The 18,228-nt window shown below is 37.6% G+C and carries 19 protein-coding genes and 1 riboswitch; of the genes, 12 read left to right on the top strand and 7 right to left on the bottom strand.

The window, feature by feature from the left end; genetic code table 11:
• The coding region (locus ACMX9J_RS25425; protein WP_416226371.1) for a hypothetical protein at window positions 1–365 on the bottom strand (365 nt) is incomplete at its 3' end.
• Between the two features lie 214 nt (window positions 366–579).
• On the opposite strand from ACMX9J_RS25425, the gene ACMX9J_RS25420 reads away from it, so the two are divergent.
• From ACMX9J_RS25420 to ACMX9J_RS25390, 7 genes are all read left to right on the top strand, one after another.
• On the top strand, window positions 580–1,101 hold the full coding sequence (locus ACMX9J_RS25420; RefSeq protein ID WP_033580701.1) for a M15 family metallopeptidase: 522 nt from the start codon (window positions 580–582) through the stop codon (window positions 1,099–1,101).
• Window positions 1,102–1,577: 476 nt separating this feature from the next.
• Window positions 1,578–2,306 carry an amino acid ABC transporter ATP-binding protein gene (locus ACMX9J_RS25415; RefSeq protein WP_028410185.1) on the top strand — a complete coding sequence of 243 codons (729 nt, stop codon included), beginning with the start codon at window positions 1,578–1,580 and terminating at the stop codon, window positions 2,304–2,306.
• A 21-nt stretch (window positions 2,307–2,327) separates the two neighbouring features.
• Window positions 2,328–3,143, top strand: coding sequence for a transporter substrate-binding domain-containing protein (locus ACMX9J_RS25410; protein WP_033580702.1), 816 nt, complete (start codon window positions 2,328–2,330; stop codon window positions 3,141–3,143).
• A gap of 74 nt (window positions 3,144–3,217) precedes the next feature.
• Window positions 3,218–3,856, top strand: coding sequence for an amino acid ABC transporter permease (locus ACMX9J_RS25405; RefSeq protein WP_416226370.1), 639 nt, complete (start codon window positions 3,218–3,220; stop codon window positions 3,854–3,856).
• A gap of 14 nt (window positions 3,857–3,870) precedes the next feature.
• Entirely contained in the window at window positions 3,871–4,521 is a 651-nt protein-coding gene (locus tag ACMX9J_RS25400; protein WP_047751752.1) for an amino acid ABC transporter permease, read from the top strand.
• Window positions 4,522–4,746: 225 nt separating this feature from the next.
• Complete coding sequence (locus ACMX9J_RS25395; RefSeq protein WP_033580704.1) at window positions 4,747–6,102, top strand: amino acid permease; 1,356 nt, start codon at window positions 4,747–4,749, stop codon at window positions 6,100–6,102.
• Window positions 6,103–6,229: 127 nt separating this feature from the next.
• Window positions 6,230–7,507 (top strand): DUF445 domain-containing protein, encoded by a 1,278-nt coding sequence (locus ACMX9J_RS25390; protein ID WP_033580705.1) that lies wholly within the window; start codon window positions 6,230–6,232, stop codon window positions 7,505–7,507.
• Window positions 7,508–7,542: 35 nt separating this feature from the next.
• Here ACMX9J_RS25390 and ACMX9J_RS25385 read toward each other — a convergent pair whose 3' ends face one another.
• From ACMX9J_RS25385 to ACMX9J_RS25360, 6 genes are all read right to left on the bottom strand, one after another.
• Window positions 7,543–8,082 carry a PepSY domain-containing protein gene (locus ACMX9J_RS25385; protein ID WP_033580706.1) on the bottom strand — a complete coding sequence of 180 codons (540 nt, stop codon included), beginning with the start codon at window positions 8,080–8,082 and terminating at the stop codon, window positions 7,543–7,545.
• Window positions 8,083–8,215: 133 nt separating this feature from the next.
• Complete coding sequence (locus ACMX9J_RS25380) at window positions 8,216–8,791, bottom strand: PepSY domain-containing protein (RefSeq protein WP_033580707.1); 576 nt, start codon at window positions 8,789–8,791, stop codon at window positions 8,216–8,218.
• Window positions 8,792–8,863: 72 nt separating this feature from the next.
• Window positions 8,864–10,210 carry a HAMP domain-containing sensor histidine kinase gene (locus ACMX9J_RS25375; protein ID WP_033580708.1) on the bottom strand — a complete coding sequence of 449 codons (1,347 nt, stop codon included), beginning with the start codon at window positions 10,208–10,210 and terminating at the stop codon, window positions 8,864–8,866.
• Window positions 10,211–10,213: 3 nt separating this feature from the next.
• Entirely contained in the window at window positions 10,214–10,906 is a 693-nt protein-coding gene (locus ACMX9J_RS25370; RefSeq protein WP_033580709.1) for a response regulator transcription factor, read from the bottom strand.
• An 80-nt stretch (window positions 10,907–10,986) separates the two neighbouring features.
• Complete coding sequence (locus ACMX9J_RS25365; RefSeq protein WP_034266943.1) at window positions 10,987–12,741, bottom strand: sensor histidine kinase; 1,755 nt, start codon at window positions 12,739–12,741, stop codon at window positions 10,987–10,989.
• Complete coding sequence (locus ACMX9J_RS25360; RefSeq protein WP_034266945.1) at window positions 12,738–13,463, bottom strand: response regulator transcription factor; 726 nt, start codon at window positions 13,461–13,463, stop codon at window positions 12,738–12,740. The genes ACMX9J_RS25365 and ACMX9J_RS25360 overlap by 4 nt, the downstream gene beginning before the upstream one ends.
• Window positions 13,464–13,633: 170 nt before the next feature.
• On the opposite strand from ACMX9J_RS25360, the gene ACMX9J_RS25355 reads away from it, so the two are divergent.
• The 5 genes from ACMX9J_RS25355 (at window position 13,634) to ACMX9J_RS25335 (ending at window position 17,812) form a co-directional block, all read left to right on the top strand.
• Window positions 13,634–14,848: a DUF418 domain-containing protein gene (locus ACMX9J_RS25355; RefSeq protein WP_377564086.1), complete on the top strand. Its 1,215-nt coding sequence runs from the start codon at window positions 13,634–13,636 to the stop codon at window positions 14,846–14,848.
• Between the two features lie 35 nt (window positions 14,849–14,883).
• A complete protein-coding gene (locus tag ACMX9J_RS25350) occupies window positions 14,884–15,567 on the top strand; it encodes an ABC transporter permease (RefSeq protein ID WP_034266951.1) in 684 nt (227 codons plus the stop codon).
• A gap of 1 nt (window position 15,568) precedes the next feature.
• Window positions 15,569–16,501 carry an ABC transporter ATP-binding protein gene (locus ACMX9J_RS25345; RefSeq protein WP_034266954.1) on the top strand — a complete coding sequence of 311 codons (933 nt, stop codon included), beginning with the start codon at window positions 15,569–15,571 and terminating at the stop codon, window positions 16,499–16,501.
• Between the two features lie 146 nt (window positions 16,502–16,647).
• Window positions 16,648–17,241 carry an undecaprenyl-diphosphatase gene (locus tag ACMX9J_RS25340; protein WP_033580715.1) on the top strand — a complete coding sequence of 198 codons (594 nt, stop codon included), beginning with the start codon at window positions 16,648–16,650 and terminating at the stop codon, window positions 17,239–17,241.
• A gap of 151 nt (window positions 17,242–17,392) precedes the next feature.
• Window positions 17,393–17,812: an organic hydroperoxide resistance protein gene (locus ACMX9J_RS25335; RefSeq protein WP_028412491.1), complete on the top strand. Its 420-nt coding sequence runs from the start codon at window positions 17,393–17,395 to the stop codon at window positions 17,810–17,812.
• Window positions 17,813–17,917: 105 nt separating this feature from the next.
• Window positions 17,918–18,101, top strand: a riboswitch (cobalamin riboswitch).
• Window positions 18,102–18,228 lie beyond the last annotated feature (127 nt).

The following is an 18,228-nucleotide window of genomic DNA, read 5'->3' as shown; positions in this document are numbered from 1 at the left end:
ACGCCAAGTTCTTTTAATTTGGCTTCAGCTTGTTCCTTAGTCAGGGTACCGTCGCGAAGCTGATCCATAATAGCTTTCGCTTTTGCCTTTGTACCAGCATCTAAATTGCTAAAGGGGCCTTCTTTATGATGCTGAGGTAAGCTTACGCCGAGTTTCTGTAATTTTTCCTGTGCTTTTTTCATAATATCATCAACTTTTTGTTGTGTTGCATCACTCGTAGTTGTTGTATTGCCATTTGTTCGCTCTACAACCGTTGAAGAGCTTGTTTCATCTTTGCTTGCTGCAAATGCCGTGGAGTTTGCAGCGGCCATAACTCCTAGTGTTAAACCGCTTGCCATGATATAACCGAATAGTTTCTTTTTCATGCTGTTGTCACTCCTTAAAAGTTATAGGGGTGTGGTACAGAGCTGTCCACAATTGTTAATGTAACCACCAATAGTGAAAAAATGGTGAAAATAGATAAAAAACGAAAAAATATAGACGTTTGTTGAACACTACAGCTCTTTTATTGGATAACAAAATGAAATTCGATATGATTTTATCTAAGTAACAGCAAAAAAGAATGGAGACTTTATATAGATGAACGTTCTTAAAAAATTGGCAATAGCTTTGATAGTTGTGATAGCGGTAAGCCTGTTATTTTTGTTTCGCGATGAGTTAAAGCCAGGTCCAACGTTAAAAGATTTTTCAGGAGCAGCTGAGTTGCATCCTGTCGTAGAAGAAAAGAAAAATAAACTTGTTCAACAAGCAAACGACCAAGGAATCTCGATTGTCATTACGGAAGGTTTCCGTTCAAAAGAAGAACAAGATAAGCTTTATGCAAAAGGCAGGACGGAAGAAGGCAACATTGTTACCTATTCAAAGGGCGGCCAGTCTTATCATAACTATGGACTAGCTATTGATTTTGCTATTGGGTTAAAAGACGGAGAAGTTATTTGGGACATGAAATATGACGGTAATAACAATAATCGGTCTGATTGGATGGAGGTTGTAGATATCGCAAAAAGTTTAGGGTTTGAATGGGGAGGAGATTGGCAAGGTTTTAAAGACTATCCGCATTTTCAAATGAGTCCGGAAAATATAAAAGGCCACACACGCTAATAAAGCGTGTGTTTTTTAGAGAAATAATATAATTTCACTATATTTATGTCAGAACCTCTAACATGAATGGAAGCTTGTATTTACTTTTTTTATTAATTTACTGCTAAGAGAATTATATATATTAATATAATAAAGTGATAGACGGATAATTAGAAAAAGGGCTGATTAGAGAGAACTGCCCTAGAAAAATGAAAGACAATTCGTATAAAGATATGCGTTAACTAATATAATCTATTGATTAAGCTTATACAAGTACCTTCAGCCTAGCGAACGTATGCTTACATATCGGCAAATGCCAACAAAACCTTTTATTTTTCTAGCATATTTTATTTGAAGATAGTTCATTTTGATTACAAAAAAGAGATAATTTGTCAACTGTTGACTTTGCTTTAAGGGTAAGAATATAATTTTTAACATATTTTAAATATTTTAAAAATTTAAATATTTATCATTGTTCGTAGATTAGGAGGAGGAAAATGATTGTTTTTGACGGAGTGAACAAATATTACGGTGATTTTCACGTATTAAAAGATATCAATTTAACGATTAAAAAAGGTGAAGTTGTCGTCGTAATTGGACCTTCGGGTTCGGGTAAAAGCACGATGCTGCGATGCATAAATTATTTAGAAACAATATCTAACGGACAATTGACGGTAAATAATATATTGGTTGCAGATAAAAAAACAAATATTAACAAACTGCGCCGCAATATAGGTATGGTTTTTCAGCATTTTTATTTATATCCGCACAAAACGGTTTTAGAAAATATCACCTTAGCGCCTATGAAAGTACTGGGACAGTCGTCAGAAGAAGCTAAGAAAACAGCTCTATACTATTTGGATAAAGTAGGAATCGGTGAAAAAGCCAACGCCTACCCATCCCAGCTTTCAGGTGGCCAGCAGCAGCGTGTAGCCATTGCGAGGGGACTTGCAATGAAACCAGAGATTATGCTTTTTGATGAGCCTACCTCTGCTCTTGATCCAGAAATGATTGGAGAAGTGCTGGATGTCATGAAAACATTGGCTAAAGAAGGAATGACGATGGTAGTTGTAACTCATGAAATGGGGTTTGCTAAAGAAGTAGCAGACCGCATTGTATTTATGGATCAAGGAAAAATCTTAGAAGAGGCAACTCCGGCTGAGTTTTATGAAAACCCGCAAGAAGAAAGGGCACGTTTATTTCTTAGCCGTATTTTAAATCATTAATTGTTTAATAGGGGGAGTAATATGAAGAAATCAAAAACGTTTTTAAAGGCAGCTGTGCTTTCATTAGCAGCGGCTATGATGTTAGCGGCTTGTGGAGGGAAAAGTGAAGAAACGAGTGGATCATCAGCTAAAAAAGATGCGCTCACTGAAATCAAAGACAGAGGGAAAATTGTTATTGGAGTTAAAAATGATACGCGTTTGTTTGGCTTAAAGAATCCAAAGACGGGTGAAGTAGAAGGTTTTGATGTTGATATTTCTAAGCAGCTGGCTAAAGAGATTTTAGGAGATGAAAACAAGGTAGAATTTAAAGAAGTTACGTCCAAAACAAGGGTTCCTCTTCTTCAAAAAGGAGATATTGACGCTGTTGTTGCAACAATGACCATCACAGATGAGCGTAAAAAAGAAGTGGATTTTACGGACGTGTATTTTCAAGCTGGCCAGTCTCTTCTTGTGAAAAAAGGCAGTAAAATTAAAAGCGTTGATGATTTGAAGAAAGGTACTAAAGTGTTGGCTGTTAAAGGATCAACTTCAGCTATTAATATTCGCGAAAAAGCACCGGAGACAACGGTATTAGAGTTTGAAAACTATGCAGAAGCATTTACCGCTTTAAAATCTAAGCAAGGAGATGCTTTAACAACTGATGATGCTATTCTTTATGGAATGGCTGATGAAGATCCTTCTTATGAATTAGTAGGAAAGCCGTTCACAGAAGAGCCTTATGGCATTGCTGTGAAAAAAGGAAACAAAGAGCTTGTAGATGCATTAAACGATGCGCTTAAAAAAATGAAAGACTCTGGAAAATATGATGAAATTCACGACAAGTGGATCAAACAATAAGCGTACAGTTTTCTTTTCTCAGGATGAGCAGCATTATGCTCATCCTGCTTGTTTAGTTGAAAGGAGGAAGAAAATTGCTGGATTTTTCAATTCTGACGAACAATATGGATCTTTATTTAGAAGGTTTTAAGTACACCATTATCGCCGGTCTGATTGCTTTAGTGGCCAGTTTTGTACTTGGTACAATCATTGCGGTAATGCGAATAGCCCCTCTCAAAATAGTAAATGTAATTGGCACTGTCTACGTAGAGTTTATTCGAAATATTCCACTTGTGGTTATCGTCTTTTTTATTTTTATTGTGGCAGGAATCAGCGGTACAGCAGCCGGAGTGCTGGGATTAACTATTTATACGGCAGCTTTTATAGCCGAAGCCATACGAGCGGGAATTATGGCAGTTCCAAAAGGGCAGCTTGAAGCGGCGCGTTCATCCGGCCTTACGTATGGTCAGGCTATGCGATTCATTATATTGCCTCAAGCCATTAAAATTGTCATTCCTCCTCTTGGGAATCAATTTATTAATTTAGTGAAAAACTCATCCGTGTTAGGGATTGTTGCTGGTTTTGATTTAATGTATCAGGCAGATCTTGTTTCCTCTCGAACTTACGTAGTGTTTGATGTGTATATTTTTGTGGCCTTATTCTATTTAGTTCTAACCATTCCGTTGAGTTTAGGAGTTGGTTATCTTGAGAAACGTCTTGGTAAAACAAGCTGAAAGGAGTGAAAGTGATGGATTTTATGGGTGCTTATTCTCCTGATCACCTTTCCTTCTTAGTAGAAGGATTTTGGGTTACTTTAAAAGTGGCATTCATTTCGATTGTGTTAAGTTTTCTTATTGGAAGTATAGTAGGTATTTTAAGGTATGCCCGCATTCCAGTTCTTTCTCATGTACTCGCTTTTGTCGTAGAAATTATCCGGAATTTGCCGCTTCTTTTAATCATCTTTTTTACATACTTTGCTTTACCTGAAATCGGAATTGATATGGAAATTACGTCAGCAGCGATTGTGGCCCTCACTGTATTTGAATCTGCTATGATTTCAGAAATTATCCGAAGCGGATTAAAATCAATTGAAAAAGGACAAATTGAAGCGGCACGTTCATCAGGTTTAAACTATTACCAAACGCTTCGTTTTATTGTATTGCCACAAGCTTTGCGACGAATGGTACCTCCTTTAGTTAGTCAATTTATTTCATTATTAAAAGATACGTCGCTTGCAGTGGTCATCGCGCTTCCTGATTTGCTGCATAATGCTCAAATCATTTATGGACAGAAACAAAGTTACGTGGTGCCGATGTTTTTGATCATTGCGATGATGTATTTTATTGTAAACTATGCTTTATCAGTCATTGCACGAAGACTAGAAGTCAAAAGGGTGTAGATACTCTTTTGACTTTATTTTTGGAAAATAAATAACATTGACAATGCATTGTTGCAACGCATAAAATGACTAAAGTAACAGTGATTAAATGAGATTATTTTCATTCATTATATAGAAGAAAAAAACAGTGTTGGTCCAACCCCTACTGAATATCCGGTAGGGGTTTTTGTGCAAGAAGTGATTTGGTTAAACTAACACGTAAAATGAACAGAAGGGACGGGCATTATGGGAAAACAAGATCAAAATTTAAAAAAAGGTCTGTTGCCTCGTCATGTGCAGCTCATTGCACTTGCCGGCATGATTGGGACAGGCATTTTTAAAGGTAGCGCTGACACGCTAGGTATTGCAGGACCAAGTGTTGTACTTGCGTATTTATTTGGCGGCCTTATCTTATTTATTGTAATGACAGCACTAGCGGAGATGGCAATTGTCTATCCGAATATGAACGTACAAAATTTAGTGCATAAGGCATTCGGTACGCAAACCTCTTTTATTGTAGGGTGGCTGTACTGGGTGAACTGGATTGTTGTGACGGTTGTTGAACTGCTTGCGGGAGGAAGCTTTTTGAAGTTTTGGTTCCCTTCTGTACCTCTTTGGCTCTTAAGCTTTCTCTGTGCAGTGCTGATTGTAGGGATGAATTTATTTCAAGTGAAGTATTACGGAGAAATTGAGTTTTGGTTTGCCGGTATTAAAGTAATTGCTCTTACTGCTTTTATCATTTTGGGAGCTTTCATTTTATTCGGTGTAATTCCAAGTGATGTGCAAAATCCTTGGGCAAATTATACGGCTCATGGAGGCTTTTTCCCTCACGGCATGAGCGGTGTGCTGAGCGCCTTTTTAATTGTGATGTTCTCTTACGGGGGAGCTGAACTAATTGGTGTGGCCGTAACGGAAACAAAAGATGTAAAAAACGTGTTACCGAAAGTAATTAAAGGCACAGTATGGCGAGTGATTGGCTTTTATATTTTGCCTATTTTAATTATTTGCGGCCTTATGCCCTGGAATTCTGTATCGGGGCAAGACAGTCCCTTTGTGCAAGTGTTTAGTATTACCGGTCTGCCAGGTGCGGCTCACATTATGAACTTCGTTTTATTGACGGCCGTTTTATCAGCAGCCAATTCAGGGATGTATGCAACTTCGCGTACGCTCTATGCTATGGCTCAAAGCGGAGAAGCATCAAAGCGCTTCTTGAAAGTTTCAAAAAATGGCATTCCGATTAACGGTTTGATGATTACGGCTGCTTGTATTTTAATAGGTTTGTTTTTAGCCTATAAGACGCCGGATAATGTAATTAGTTATTTAATGACTATTCCAGGTTTCACGATCATTCTCATTTGGGTGAGCATTTGTTTAGCTCAATTAAAGCTGCGTAAAGGGTATAAAGAAAAGCCGTTTTTTGCCTTAAAGTGGTTTCCTTATACAACGCTCTTTGCAACAGCAGCACTGCTTGTTATTTTTGTATCGTTTATGTTTAACAAAAACAATGTGATTGGATCAAGCGTATGTGCGGTTATCCTGGTCGTACTCCTCATTTTTTCATTTATTAATAAAAGTCGAAAAGAAAAAAAGTTTGAAGTATAGCAAAAAGGCAATATACTAGAAAGACGAGGGTAAAAGCTTGTCTTTCTTTTTTTGCGAAAATTTCTGTATCACGTTACATATTTCTAGATGAAATGTTTAGTTAAATAAATAAAGGATGAGGACTACAATGGAATCAAATAATGTATTTACAACAAACCCAAAAAAGAAATCAAAGCACTTGGCCACGATTTCTTTGGCGATTATGGGAGTGGGCTTCGTTGCCACCATGCCTTTTGGTGATTCAATTTGGGGTCGGTTGCTTCAAGGTGGGTTCGAAGCTGGATTAGTCGGCGGCTTAGCGGATTGGTTTGCAGTTACGGCTCTTTTTCGTCACCCTTTAGGCATTCCTATTCCACACACTGCGCTGCTTCCTAAAAACAGGCAGCGTATTACAAGAGGGTTAGTCTCAACGCTTGAAAACGACTGGCTGTCAAAAGAAAGTATTCAAGAAAAAGTAAAAAGAATTGCGTTTACAAAGCGTTTGCTTCCGATTGTTCGAAAAGGTGTTCATTCGGAAACGATTCAACAAAAAGGAACAGCACTGCTTGTTGATGCGATTAATCGTGTGGATACAGAGAAAGTAGTTCCTATTATTGAAAAAGAGCTCAAGTCATCGCTTTCAGCAATAGAGTTAAAGCCTATTGTGCATTCGGTTGTTGGAGAAGTGGTTAGAAATCAGTATGATGAAAAAGCACTTGATGTTCTTTTAAATAAGGGAGAGGGCTGGATTAAAAAAGAAGAAACCCAGTATCAGCTCGGAAGTATTGCTAAAAATGCGCTTGATAATATTGAGCTTGACGGTATTTTACAATTTGCTCTCAAATCATTTCAAAGCATGATTAACGAAGAGAAGCTAGGGTCTATTTTGCAAAATCTACTGCTTTCTATTACAGGTCGTCTTCGTAATGAAGATGATGAATATCGCCTTGCTTTGGTAAATGGAATTAGAAAAGAGCTGCAAGGCTTGGAGCACAATGAAGAACTTCTTGAGAAATTAGAAGCATGGAAACAAAAAACGATTAATGAATTAAATGTAACGAATAAATTAACAGAAATCGTCGATAAAATGAAAGCGAAAGTGACGGCATTTATTGAAAGCCCTGAATTTATGAAAAGCTACGCCGTTCCTTACGTAGAGAGCTGGCTGAATGCTCTTGAAGTGGATGCACAGCGTCAAGAAGCAATTGATACGGCTATTCAAAAGCAAATCATGAGTTTTGTAGACGAGAATCATTCAAAAATTGGGCAGCTTGTTCAAGAAAACTTAGATAAATTAGATGATGAAACGCTTGTGGATATGATGGAAAACAATGTCGGAAAAGATTTGCAGTGGATTCGAGTGAACGGAGCTCTATGTGGATTCTTGATTGGTATTGTGTTAACGGTTATTAAATTAGCGGTATAAAAAAAGCACGCCCCTTTTGGAGCGTGCTTTTTCTATTAATCATCTATTTTTACACTGATTACGTCACCGTTTTTGGCATCTACTGAAACAGTTGCTTCACGTTTATCGGCTGTGTCAATTTCAATTTCATATACTAAACGGCTGTTTTCTTGGTCTAAATCCGTTTCATTCACGGTTCCTTTAGCACTTTTTAAAGCTGTTTTGATCGCTTGATCTAATGAAACAGCAGGGGAAATGTTTTGGAGATTTTCTTCTTTCTCATCATCATCGTCTTTTTGGTCTTCATCAAATTCAATGATTTTACCGCTTCTGCTGTCAATATCTACATCGTATTCTTTATTACCTTTTGTGATATCTACTTCATATTGTTTAACGCCGTCATCTACGGCTAATTGGATATTTGTAATGTCACCGCCGTCTGTTTTTTGAAGAGCAATGTCTTTTGCCTTGGCTTCTTCAATCGTTGTGGTTTGCTTCTTGTCATTGCTTTTAGACTGATCCGTCATGGCATATGCACTTGCACCTAATCCACCGACTAATACTGCACTGGCTAAAACGGTTGTAATAACTTTCATATGTTACGGCCTCCTTGATTTGTTGTTAAGACTATCTTAGCCGATGAACTTTAAAGGAAAAGAAGAAGAAGTTTAAAATTTTCTTAGAAATAAATAAAGGTGTATAAAAAAAGCACAGCTTTTCGCTGTACTTTTAGTCGTCGTCATTTTCATAGGTGATGGAATCTACATGCCCAGAGTAAGCGTTTATCATTACTTTAGCTTCTCTTGTTTTAGACTGATCAATTTCGACTTCGTAGAAGGTTTGGCCTTCTTCCTCTTCTATTTCAACTGAGGAAAACGTTCCTTTTACTTTTTGTAAAGCAATATCTCTTGCTTGTTCCATTGAAATGAGAGGCTCGTCGGATGTAGGAGAAACGGGTGGCTGCTCGCTCTTTTTTTGTTCTTTTTCTGTATCATTTTTAGTTTGAGTAGACGTTTGTTTCTCTACTTTTTGTTTGATTAATGACTGGACTTCTCCATTTTCTCCATTTACTGTGATGTGGTATGGAATATCACCTTTAAGCAAAGTGATTCGATAAATCGGTTCATCATCTTTTTGAGAAAAACTTGCATTTTCAATCGTGCCGCCATATTTCTGCTGAATCATACGGCTGATTTCAGACTCGGATAAAATGGTATCAGATCGATTCATTGCTTTTGCTATTCCATAAAAGCAAGCTGAACCAACAGCAAGAAAGATAAGTATAAAAAGCACCGTTTTCTTCATACATTCACCTCCAGTATTATGAAAAATAGTATAGCAGGCAATTCTTAAAAATCTCTAAGAAACGGTGAGAAATCAAAGAGGAAAGCAAACCGTTACGGATGTCCCTTTGCCTTCATCGCTGCTAATCTCAATACGTCCGCTATGGGCTTCTACAATCTTTCGAGCAATGGATAACCCAAGCCCTGAACCACCGGTTTCTCGATTTCTTGCTTTATCTACGCGGAAAAAGCGTTCATACACGTTTGATAAATCTTCTTTTGGAATACCAATTCCTTGATCTGTGACCGTAATCATAAAGCTTTCGCTTCTTGTTATGGTTACCTCTACCGCTTTTTCACTATATTTAATGGCATTATCTAAGAGGATGTACAGCAGCTGCTTTAAGCGCTTTTCATCGGCTGTTACAATTGGATGATCAGTTTTTACGCTTAAATAAATGGTTCGTTCAAAAGCTTGTTCTAGATGCTTGATTGTTTGGTTACAGACGGCCGCCGCATCTACGTGTTCCATGTGAAGCTCCCACTGCGACTCATCTTTCGCAAGCACCAGCATTTGAGACGTAAGCTGTTTCATGCGTAAAGACTCAGAGTGAATGGCTTCGATGGCTTCTTCTAAAATATCTGGACGCTTCATCCCCCAGCGTTTTAGCATATTGGCATAGCTTTCTACCACGGTCAGGGGTGTTTTTAATTCATGAGAAGCATCGGATACGAACTGCTCTTGCTTTTTATAGTTTTCCTCTAATAAATCCATCATATTATTGAAGGTGTTGGCCATTTGATCTAACTCATCTTTAGAAGAGGAAGAGAGAGCGATTTTTTTGAATGTGCGAGACACTTGAATTTCTTCCATAGTATGAATAAGAGATTTGATAGGCCGCAAAATGATTTTACTTAAAAGCCGTCCGGCAAATATGGTCGGAATTAATATAACAAGAGAGGCAATAAGCAAGATGAATTTTAACGTCTGTAAAGATTGTTCCACGTCTTCGAGTTGTTCCGTGACTTCTAAAGAAACGACTTCACCGTTCGTCCAAATGACCGGAGTATGCGAAATTGCGTATAGGTGGCCGTCGTCTTCTTTGATGGTTGTTTGTTCATTTGAATAATAAGAATAGGATAAGTCCTGAAGCTCTTTCGTTTGATCAGTAACCGATACAACTAAAGGACTCCCTGATTTAGGCAAAATACGAATCATTCCGTTAGGAGGCAAATAGGCACGAAGCAAATTGGCTTGTTTAACCGTCGAACTTGTTTGTTTTAGCCCATTTGTTACGTTGCTTGTTTCTGCTTGTAAACGTTCAATTGCATTGTCTTCCATGGTTTTCTTGAAAATGAAGTAAATCGAACTGTTTGCAATTACTAAGAGAATAAAAAGCAGGGCAGTTGATGTAAGGATAATCTTTGTTTGCAGTTTCATAAGCTACTCCTTAAGCATATAGCCAACGCCGCGCACCGTTTGAATATAAGGTGTTGAAAATGGTGCATCAATCTTTTTGCGCAAATAACGAATGTATACGTATACAATATTGGTGTCGCCGTAGTAATCAAATCCCCACACGTTTGTAAGAAGCTGTTCAAAGCTTAGCACTTGATTGTTGTTTTGAAGCATATAGACAAGTAAATCATATTCTTTAGGAGTCAGCTCAATAGCTTCATTTTCACGCGTGACTTCTCGCGTTTTTTCATTAACAACTAAAGTTCCTAGCTGCAGAGTATCTGCTTCTTTTTCAGCAGGAGATGCTGATGCAGGATGGCGAAGCCATACGCGGATACGTGCAAAAAGCTCCTCAATTTGAAAGGGCTTTGTAATGTAATCGTTCGCTCCTAAATCTAGTCCGCTTACCTTATCAGGAAGGGCGTCTCGAGCGGTTAATAAGATAACGGGCGTCTGATCATTGTTTGCTCGAATGCGACGAAGTACTTCAAGTCCGCTCAGTTCAGGAAGCATCACATCTAAAAGCAGCAAATCCCAATCGTGTTCTTGAAACTCTGCCAATCCTTCTGTGCCCGTATAAGCCATGCCGGTTTCATAGCCTTCATGTTCAAGCTCGAGCTGAATTAAACGAGCAATTTTGCGCTCATCTTCTACAATTAAAATTCTGCCTTTACTCAAAAAAATTCCCCCTTGTGTCTATGTATAGTTGCGTACATTATAGCATGGAGAGGATTGAGGTGTATAAAAGCAGCTGGAGGTTAGCCCGGCTGCTGATTGGTTGAAAGAGGAATATGCAAGGTAATGGCAGTGCCTTGGTTAGGAGTGGATTTCACTTCAATATGCCCTTTATGAAGTTCGCAAATGGCCTTTGCGATACTCATGCCGAGTCCAGCACCTTCTGTTTTTTCGGTTGTATTTGTGCCGCGGTAATAGCGGTCAAATAAATTTTTCTGCGTTTCTTCATCCATTCCAATTCCATCATCTTGAATTGTAATCAAGACGTTGTCACTTTTTAGAACGGTCAAAATTGTAATAGTGGTGTTCTCCGGATTATGTTTAATAGCATTAAAAATTAGGTTATCAACCATTCGTTCAAACCAGCGCGGGTCAGCTTGAATAAAAGGTTGAAGGTGAACGGGTACATAAGAGAATTGCACACTTTTAATGGTTCGATCGTTAACGAATTTTAAAACAATATGCTGAAGCAATTGATGAACGTCCACTTTTTTCGTTTCTAAGGCAACCACATTATTTTTAAGCTTAAAGGCCAGTGAAAAATCTTCTACAAGCCCCACCATATATTCACTTTTGTCACGCAGCGTTTGGCCAATTTCTTTTAGCTCTTCTTCGTTCCAATTGTAATAGCCGCTTTCAAGCATATGGCCATATCCTTGAATCGTCGAAAGGGGTGTTCGCAAATCATGTGATATTCCAGTCATCCATTCTTCACGAGTGGTTTCTAGCTGCTTTCGTTCTTTTTCAGCTAAGCTAAGCTGCTCTGCCATCTCATAAAAGGCGTTAATGACTTCTGAATACAAACGATATTGAAAACGTACTTTTCCATTTTTCCGAAAGACGCGCTTCCGCTCTTTTTCTGTTAGCACTTCTGAATAGTTTCCGCTTCCCATGCGCCCGAGCCAGCTGGTGAAGAGAAGTAAGGGGCCACCGTAGCGAAAAGCGTTCCAGATTGAAATAGAGATAGTTGCTAAAAGAACTAAAGCAGCAACTATAACTGCGCCAACTACTGTTTTTTTAATAATTGAGTAGTCAGAAATAGTTTGATGTTTGTTAGGGGTATGAAAAACCCATGAATAATTTTTCTTTGAATCATGAAAAATTGTAGCTGTAGATTCATATTTATCTTTTTCTATTTTGCGGGAAATAATGTCTAAAGGCTCATACTGCTGTTTTTTTTTGGACATTCGAAAGGAAGAGACAACTTCGCCTTGGTTATTAATAACTTGCAGAGAAGCATCTTTACTTAATAACTGCTTTTCCAATTGAGGTACTTTTTCCGTTATTGGAAGGCCGCCTTGGCTGTAATTTTTATATAAATCGTATAGCTGGTCTTTTAATTCATTTTTATAGCCTAGTATGTAATATGTGGGTTGTACCAGAAACGTATCCAGTTCTGTGACGATATGATAGTCTCGAAATTTTTTCTGTTTTTCAATATCGAGAAGTTGAGCAACTGTATAATGCTTAGGGATATTCTTAGGAGTATTGACTTCTCCAATTACATCTCCTTGTTTGTTCAGTACTTGGTACCATAATCCTTCTTGCTTCAACCGTTTTTCTAAATCTGCTGAAATGGTTGCTTTCCCATTTTTCACTGTTGTGTCCGTAGTTAATACGCTAAGTGATCCAGAGGGCAAGTCTCTTTTGATATCTTGTTTTGTAAGGTAATAGCCTAGAAATATTAAAGCGCAAAAAAGAATGCAGCAAACACACGCAATAACCGCAATAAACTGAAACGAAAAATGAAAGGTCAACCTTCTTTTAATTGATTTCATAGTGCTTTTCCGTTCACTAATTTATAGCCAAGCCCTCGTACCGTAACTAAATGTTGTGGACTGCTAGGGTTATCTTCGATTCTTTCTCGAATTCTTCGAATATGAACGGTTACCGTATTATCGTCTACGAACTGGTTATATCCCCAGACGGCTTCAAGCAGCTGGGATTTGGAAAGAACCACGTTCATGTTTTTACAAAAATGAAGTAGCAGCAAAAATACTTGTGCGGGGCAAGCAATCGTTTGACCATCTACAATGAGCTCTCCAGCGGATTCATCTACGATAAAACGATCAAACTCATAGCGATTTGAAGGCTGTAATTCCATTTTTACAGGACTTCTTTCGATCAGCGTTTGTTTTCTGCGCAGTCGTGCTTTAATTCGTGCCGCAATCTCTAAAGGATTAAATGGCTTGGTTACGTAGTCGTCTCCGCCCATCGCGAAACCTGTTAACACATCCAAGTCAGATACTTTGGCTGTTATGAACAGGATATATGCGTTTGAGAGCTCACGAATTTTAGGACAAATATCAAATCCGCTTTTATCGGGAAGCATGACGTCCAACAAAATAATATCAATCGTTTTATTATGTAAAACATCTAGCGCTTCTTGAGCGGTGTGAGCTTTATAGATTTGGTTGAAGCCTTCTTTTTTTAATACTGTCTCCAGCATTTTGACAATAGCAATTTCATCATCCACTAGCAAGATAGATGCATCTTCCAATATAAATCACCTCTGTTTCATTTCATACGTATTCGATTTTAGCATAAGAACATTACGAAAAGATTAACAAAATTGGAAAATGTTAAAGAAAAGATAATCTCCCGTTTATTTTCTTGAAAACTTCATTTCATATACTAAATATACAGACACATAGTAAAGGAGTTAAAAGGATGAGTAATGATGTTAGGCGGGTTAAAGTAATTGATAGTATGAGAGGATTCAGCTTGTTTGGTATTTTACTAGCGAATATGCTGATTTTTCAATATGGTATTTACGGAAAGGATATGATTCATCTCTTCTCGCTATCACCAAGTGATTCAGCAGCCTATGTCTTTTTAAAAGTCGCGGTAGAAGAAAGTTTTATGCCAATCTTTACTTTTTTATTCGGTTATTCAATGGTGAAGATGAAAGAAAGTTTAGAAAGAAGGCAGTTAGGAGTAAAAAGGCATTTCTTTCGCCGCTTTCTTCTGCTTCTAGGATTTGGCCTACTGCATGGAGTACTTTTATGGGAAGGAGATATTCTTACGTTTTACGGAATGATGGGGATATTTTTATTAGTTTTCTTTTTAAACCGTAAAGCTAAAACGCTGTTGGTATGGGCATCGATTTTACTAGTTCTTACGGGAGCAGCCGGTTACGGTTCATTAAACGATAATATGTATCTTCTTAGTGATAAACAAACGCTCACCACATACGTAAAAGATACGATTCATGTATATGGAAGTGGAACTTATGAACAAATTAAAGACCACCGCAACAACGTTGATCCGATGAATATAGCAGGATATAAATTTGCTTTTGCCTTCTTGTTTACACCATTTATAATGGGTGCTTTGTTTTTGTTTGGCATGTACGCAGGGAAGAAAAATTGGTTTTACGACGTTTCAGCTAATTCAAAACAGTATGGCCGTTGGGCGGCCGTGTTGGTTCCGCTTAGCTTGCTGTTAAAAGGAACTATGTACGTATGGCCAGATGCTAATTGGGCTGGTTCTACACATATGTTAGGTGGGAGTCTCTTATCTCTTGGTTATATTGCAGGCTTTGCTTGGCTATATGCGAAATACGAAAAGTCATTTTTGATGAAGGCTTTTGAAAGCGTAGGCAGGATATCGCTTAGTAATTATTTAATGCAAACGGTTATATGCACGACGATTTTTTATGGTTATGGATTAGGTTATTTCGGAAAGCTCGGCATGATTGCAGGGGTTTTTGTCTGCATAGGTATTTACGGAATTCAGCTTATCGGAAGTTATATGTACGTGCAAAAATTTCAAACTGGACTGGTGGAAAAGCTGCTGCGCATATGGACAAATTTTTCTTGGAACGGAAAGCCCAAAGAGAAAAAAGCTTTACCTGAGGGAATAAATCATCCTTTTGTTGGATGATAGCAGTCAAACTTATTTAAAAGGAGATTTTCGAAATGTGGGCCATTAGTGTAAAAGAGTTTCAAAGCTTATTTAAAAGTGTTAAATCAATTATCGTTATTTTAATCGTATGCGGTGCTTCCTATGGAATAGCCCATCTAGTTAGTCAACTTGGAGGTCAACTGACGAGCGCACAGATTCGAGATGGAGCCAACGGGGGAATTTTGGTGATGCTTCTCGGATTCGGACCCTTGTTTATTTCAAGTCTTTCTCACAATGTTATTAATCAAGAAATTAAAACAAGAACAGCCAGGTTTTTAGTTACCAAAACATCAAGAGAGCGTATTGTACTAGGAAAATTCTTAGGAATTTGTTGTTTCTGGCTTGTTTGTATCTCTATTTCATTTCTACTGATTACGTTTATTTCGCATCATTTTTCTTTTTATATATTTTTAGAGTGCCTGCTATTCACCGTTTGTATCATTTCATTTGTTTTAATGCTTTCAGCTTTAATACCAAGTCCAACTCATACTATGTTTTTATCAATTATTTTATCGTTTGTTCTACCGGTACTGAGTGGATGGAGCATATTTTCATCAAAAGCGTACATTGCATGGTTTAAGTATGTGACACCTTACTACTATTTAAAGTTGGAGAAAGGGTATTTAACGGTTCTTCTTATTTTTGCAGCACTCTGTTTATGTACGGCACTTTGGAGTTTTAAAAGGAGAGAAGTATAATATGTATGCTATTGAAACAAGTAAATTAACTAAAAAGTATGGATCTAAAACAATTGTTAATAGTATTAATTTGCAAGTCCCACAAGGAGAAATTTACGGATTTTTAGGGAGAAACGGAGCAGGGAAGTCTACATTTATTAATATGCTTACCGGCGTTTCATTCCCTTCAGCAGGAGAATTTACGCTGCTGGGACAGAGTGATATTGATTTAGAGCTTCAGAAGAAAATAGGTGTGCTTCCTGACTATGCTACCTTTTATGATGAGATGACGGCACTCAATCATTTGCGCTATTTTTTAAAGATAAACGGACATCGTTTTTCTAAAGAACACTGTAGTAATGTACTGAAGAAAGTAGGATTAGAAGGACATGACCATCAGAAAGTTGGAAAGTTTTCTTTTGGAATGAAAAAGAAGTTAGGAATTGCTCAAGCGATTGTAACAGACCCAGATCTTATCTTTTTAGATGAACCAACTTCTGGAGTAGATATTGAATCTGCTCTCCACATTCATGAATTAATAAGAGAACTTCAAAATCAGGGCAAGACAATTTTTATGACGTCTCATAATTTAAATGAAGTTGAGAAGATTTGTACACGTGTAGCGATTATGAAAAATGGTGTTATTTTAGTAGAAGGGACAATGGAAGAACTGCGTTTTCAATACCAAGCGAAAAAAACGGTGATGATTAAACATGATCCTTACCCAAGCAGTCATAAAGAATATATTCAACAGTTTTTCCGTACGGTGAGTCCGGACGTGGAATACCATCACACGTACACAAAAGTGATGCTTCAAAAAGAGAGAAATATCCCTCTGATTATTCGCGAATTGATTCAATGCGGCATCGATATTTATCAAATTCACGTAGAAGAGCCTTCTTTAGAAGAAATCTTTTTGCAAAAAAACATCGTGGATCATTCGCAAGTAAGTTAATGGGCAAAAATCTGTTGGCTTACTACTCAGCCTGACTACGTTATTTATAAATACCAGTTAGGAAGCTTCTGACAAAAACATGTTCATTTTCTTCAGAAACTGATAAGATAGCTAATGACATTTAAAAATAAGAAAGGATTTCGATTATGTTATCAGCTATTAATTCAGTAGACTATACCATTTTCCATGCGGTGAATCAGTACGCCTCGCATGTGAAGTTTGTAGATTCGCTGATGGTATTCTTTGCAGATTATGCCCAGTATGTACTTATTGTTTTACTCGGCTTGTTTTTACTTATTAATAAAAACGGCAGCCGTGTTGTAGCATTTCAAGCTTTATGTGCTTGTGCCACAGGAGTCATTATCAATAAAGTGATTAGTTTATTTGCTTATCGAGATCGTCCGTTTATCTCTCACCACGTGAATCAGCTTATTGATCACGCCGCGAATTCTTCATTTCCAAGCGATCATGCTACATCTGCATTAGTTATCACTTTTACCATCTGGCTGCATTTCAAACGTTCAGGGCGCATGTGGGTTGTCATGGGTGCACTCATTGCATTTTCACGCGTATGGGTTGGCGTTCACTATCCATTCGATGTGTTAACAGGAGCCGTTTTAGGCTGCGTGCTGGCGCTGTTTATTCATTATGTTATTTTTAATACGAAACTGATGAGGGCTATTACCAACTTGTCTATTTTTCGAAAATCAGCTTATGACGAACAGTCTCAATATTATTAAGAAAAAGTCGCATATACGCGGCTTTTTTTATTGGAAAATTTTTAATGTATTTAACACTTGTTTTTTAAAATTAAATTGTGTACAATTAAATCACAGAAACGATAAATAAAAAATTTTAATAAAATTACTAAAAAAGAGGAGAGATTTATACATGAAAGCTTTATATGAAACGACAGTCGTTAACACAGGTGGAAGAACAGGAGAAGTTCATTCTTTAGATAATATCTTTAATTTAGACGTTGCAACACCTCCAGCGCTTGGTGGAGAAGCAACAACAGCAACAAACCCAGAGCAGCTATTTGCAGCTGGATACAGTGCTTGTTTCAACAGTGCGTTAGAATTTATGTTGAAAAAACATAACGTAGAAATTAAAAGCAGTGAAGTAAAAGCTACGGTTCAGCTGCTTCCAGATAAAGCTGATCAAGGAGTGAAAATTGCTGTAGCGCTTGAAGCTCATATCGAAGGCTTAGATTTAGAAACAGCTAAAAAATATGTAGACCTAGCCCACTCATACTGCCCGTATTCAAAAGCAATCAGCGGCAACGTAGACGTAACGGTAGAAGTAGTTTAATGGCTTTAAAAAGCCCTGCTAAGCATGTAAAGCTTAGCAGGGCTTTTTTATTTGAATTTTCTCTATTCATTTGTAAGGAGTACTAGTATAATGAGGAAGAAAATGAATCATTCGCACAGTTTAGGTGCTCTTACATAGCGTAAGAGGTAACAGGGAATCGAGTGCAAATCTCGAGCGGTCCAGCCACTGTAAGCAGGGAGTTTTCTATCTTATCGTCACTCAAAACGGGGAAGGCGGTAGAAAATGATGATCTCAAGCCAGGAGACCTACCTATTCTGTACACTTGACTCTTCTAGGAAAGAGGCGGTGTATCAAGGTACGCAGTGAGCAATTACTGTTTATTTTCATATGCCGACACATCCTCAATTTCTATAGAATTGAGGCTTTTTTACGTTTTATTTTAAAAAAAGGAGTGT

The organism is Priestia sp. RMT2NF4, from assembly GCF_047872835.1.
Classification (GTDB): Bacteria; Bacillota; Bacilli; order Bacillales; family Bacillaceae_H; genus Priestia; species Priestia zanthoxyli.
Note: the sequence above shows the minus strand (reverse complement) of the source record. Positions and strands in the feature narration are given on the sequence as shown.

Excerpts from the sequence above, each read along its gene's own strand:
- ACMX9J_RS25420 (WP_033580701.1), top strand. The coding sequence starts at position 580 with ATGAACGTTCTTAAAAAATTGGCAATAGCTTTGATAGTTGTGATAGCG.
- ACMX9J_RS25415 (WP_028410185.1), top strand. The coding sequence starts at position 1,578 with ATGATTGTTTTTGACGGAGTGAACAAATATTACGGTGATTTTCACGTA.
- ACMX9J_RS25410 (WP_033580702.1), top strand. The coding sequence starts at position 2,328 with ATGAAGAAATCAAAAACGTTTTTAAAGGCAGCTGTGCTTTCATTAGCA.
- ACMX9J_RS25400 (WP_047751752.1), top strand. The coding sequence starts at position 3,871 with ATGGATTTTATGGGTGCTTATTCTCCTGATCACCTTTCCTTCTTAGTA.
- ACMX9J_RS25395 (WP_033580704.1), top strand. The coding sequence starts at position 4,747 with ATGGGAAAACAAGATCAAAATTTAAAAAAAGGTCTGTTGCCTCGTCAT.
- ACMX9J_RS25390 (WP_033580705.1), top strand. The coding sequence starts at position 6,230 with ATGGAATCAAATAATGTATTTACAACAAACCCAAAAAAGAAATCAAAG.
- ACMX9J_RS25385 (WP_033580706.1), bottom strand. The coding sequence starts at position 8,082 with ATGAAAGTTATTACAACCGTTTTAGCCAGTGCAGTATTAGTCGGTGGA.
- ACMX9J_RS25380 (WP_033580707.1), bottom strand. The coding sequence starts at position 8,791 with ATGAAGAAAACGGTGCTTTTTATACTTATCTTTCTTGCTGTTGGTTCA.
- ACMX9J_RS25375 (WP_033580708.1), bottom strand. The coding sequence starts at position 10,210 with ATGAAACTGCAAACAAAGATTATCCTTACATCAACTGCCCTGCTTTTT.
- ACMX9J_RS25365 (WP_034266943.1), bottom strand. The coding sequence starts at position 12,741 with ATGAAATCAATTAAAAGAAGGTTGACCTTTCATTTTTCGTTTCAGTTT.
- ACMX9J_RS25355 (WP_377564086.1), top strand. The coding sequence starts at position 13,634 with ATGAGTAATGATGTTAGGCGGGTTAAAGTAATTGATAGTATGAGAGGA.
- ACMX9J_RS25350 (WP_034266951.1), top strand. The coding sequence starts at position 14,884 with ATGTGGGCCATTAGTGTAAAAGAGTTTCAAAGCTTATTTAAAAGTGTT.
- ACMX9J_RS25345 (WP_034266954.1), top strand. The coding sequence starts at position 15,569 with ATGTATGCTATTGAAACAAGTAAATTAACTAAAAAGTATGGATCTAAA.
- ACMX9J_RS25340 (WP_033580715.1), top strand. The coding sequence starts at position 16,648 with ATGTTATCAGCTATTAATTCAGTAGACTATACCATTTTCCATGCGGTG.
- ACMX9J_RS25335 (WP_028412491.1), top strand. The coding sequence starts at position 17,393 with ATGAAAGCTTTATATGAAACGACAGTCGTTAACACAGGTGGAAGAACA.